Below are 2,254 nucleotides of genomic sequence, written 5' to 3'. Positions count from 1 at the left end.
CAACCGCCCAAAACCTCCGGAAACTGGCTAAGATCTTTCCTGCACCGCAGCAAACCCGCAAAGCCTGATAGGAAAGGCACTCGCGCTGTGTTCAAGGAGCATCTTTCTGCAATTGCGAGCGGGTGCTTTTCCACAGAATCGGCGAATTTTGTTGAAAAACTCTTGTTGATTTGGAGGTGTTTGGCTGATTCAATTTCCTTATGAGATTGGGGGATTGAACCATGATGGGACCGAAGCAGGAAGCACAAGCGGCGCTATTTTACGAGTTTTCGTTGGAGGATCACGTCCCGCAAGATCACCTGCTGCGGTCAATAGATCGATTTATCGATTTGAGTGAAATCCGCCAGTATCTGGCTGAGTTTTACAGCCATACCGGACGCCCTTCGATTGACCCTGAGCTTCTGATCCGCATGCTACTGGTCGGCTATTGCTTCGGCATCAGGTCAGAACGCCGATTGTGTGAAGAGGTGCATTTGAACTTGGCGTACAGGTGGTTCTGCCGCCTCGATCTGTCTGATCCGATCCCCAGCCATTCGACCTTCTCCAAGAACCGGCACGGGCGCTTCAGGGAAAGCGAACTGCTGCGACATGTGTTCGAGAAGACCGTCGCACGCTGTATTGCAGACGGTTTGGTGAGCGGGCAGCGGCTTGCCGCGGACGCCAGCTTGATCGAAGCCGATGCCAACAAGCAGAACTCCACACCAAAGGAGGATTGGGATCACAGCGCCATTGATCTGGCCGACGCACCACGTGCGGTAAAGGAGTATCTGGATGTCCTGGACGATGCTGCATTCGGTGCCGCGTCGCCCGTTGTGCCGAAGTTTACATCGCACTCTGATCCCGCAAGCCAGTGGACCGCAGCGCGCAAAGGCCCCGCATTCTTTGCCTATTCGACCAACTATCTGATCGACACCGACCACAGCGTGATCGTCGATGTTGAGGGAACCAGATCCATCCGCCAGGCCGAAGTCGGATCGGTGCGCACCATGCTGGATCGGATCAAGGACCGGCACGACTTGGACCCCGAACGCTTGATTGCAGACAGTGCCTATGGATCAGGGCCGATGCTTGGCTGGCTCGTTGATCGCAAAATCAATCCCCACATTCCGGTGCTGGACAAAGCTGGTCGCACCGATGGCACTTGGTCTCGCACCGACTTCGAATGGGACGCCGAGAACAACCAATACATCTGTCCGGAAGGCGAACCACTCAAGCAGTTCCGCCGCAACTATTCTGACCCCAATCGTGGCCCCACCGGCAAAGGTGTCGCCAAGTATCAGGCCCTGAAACACACCTGCCAAGCCTGCCCATCGAAGATGAAATGCTGTCCGAATGCCGATGCCCGCAAGATCACCCGCGAAGAGCATGAAGACGCCCGCCAAGTTGCTCGCGACATCGCGAAAACCAAACAATACGCCATCTCAATGCGGCTCCGCAAAAAAGTCGAGATGCTCTTCGCCCACCTCAAACGCATCCTCGGACTGGGACGACTGCGATTACGAGGCCCATGCGGCGCAAATGACGAATTCCTGCTCGCCGCAACCGCCCAAAACCTCCGGAAACTGGCTAAGATCTTTCCTGCACCGCAGCAAACCCGCAAAGCCTGATAGGAAAGGCACTCGCGCTGTGTTCAAGGAGCATCTTTCTGCAATTGCGAGCGGGTGTTTTTCCACAGAATCGGCGGATTGCGGTCGTTCGCTGCAGTCGCCAATTTGGAATTGGAAGTCGGTCAAGCAGACCTTCGAAAGTCGCGTTAACCGGCCAAATCCGTCAGCAACGCCTGCGCTGTCGTCCGATCTTCGGGGCAATCGCCTTCTGCGATGCTGTCATGGACGGGGGTAAGAACGGCAATGGCTTCGTCAATCCGGCCTTGTTCTTGCCAGAGACGGGCGAGATCGATGGCTGCGCGCAGTTCCCAGAGTTTGCCGCCTTGTCGCCGGGCGACATCGAGGCCCGTAACGAGGTATTTTTCCGCGGTTTCTGTGTCGTCACCCGCCATGGCGATGGCCGCTTGCAGCCGGTGGAGGTTGGACAGCGCAAACCGTTCGCCGGTTGCCTCGATTGTTTCTCCGGCCATCGCTGCTAAATCTTTTGCCTGACGTCAAAGGCCCAACGCGAGTGCGCGTCTTCCCGCTTCGATCCGGAGAACTGGAACAAAAACCCCATTCTTGGCTGCAATCATTTCGGCGTCGGCCTTGATGAAGGCGTCAATGGCTGTCACATCACCATTGTCCGCCCTCGTAAGGTCAGAGGC

The 2,254-nt window shown here is 56.3% G+C and carries 3 protein-coding genes; 2 read left to right on the top strand and 1 reads right to left on the bottom strand.

Annotated features, from left to right (window positions below; all coding sequences use genetic code 11):
* On the top strand, positions 1-204 hold a 204-nt coding region (locus tag NWQ23_RS14275), incomplete at its 5' end, for a hypothetical protein (RefSeq protein WP_306167061.1).
* Positions 205-221: 17 nt separating this feature from the next.
* Positions 222-1,607: an IS1182 family transposase gene (locus tag NWQ23_RS14270; RefSeq protein WP_306167060.1), complete on the top strand. Its 1,386-nt coding sequence runs from the start codon at positions 222-224 to the stop codon at positions 1,605-1,607.
* A 146-nt stretch (positions 1,608-1,753) separates the two neighbouring features.
* On the opposite strand, the gene NWQ23_RS14265 is transcribed toward NWQ23_RS14270, so the two are convergent.
* Positions 1,754-2,077 carry a hypothetical protein gene (locus NWQ23_RS14265; RefSeq protein ID WP_306167059.1) on the bottom strand — a complete coding sequence of 108 codons (324 nt, stop codon included), beginning with the start codon at positions 2,075-2,077 and terminating at the stop codon, positions 1,754-1,756.
* Between the last annotated feature and the right edge of the window lie 177 nt (positions 2,078-2,254).

Source organism: Yoonia sp., assembly GCF_030731595.1.
Classification (GTDB): domain Bacteria; phylum Pseudomonadota; class Alphaproteobacteria; order Rhodobacterales; family Rhodobacteraceae; genus Yoonia.
Note: the sequence above shows the minus strand (reverse complement) of the source record. Positions and strands in the feature narration are given on the sequence as shown.

Bases quoted from the DNA above. Each gene is read 5' to 3' on its own strand.
- NWQ23_RS14265 (WP_306167059.1), bottom strand. From the start codon at position 2,077: ATGGCCGGAGAAACAATCGAGGCAACCGGCGAACGGTTTGCGCTGTCC.
- NWQ23_RS14270 (WP_306167060.1), top strand. From the start codon at position 222: ATGATGGGACCGAAGCAGGAAGCACAAGCGGCGCTATTTTACGAGTTT.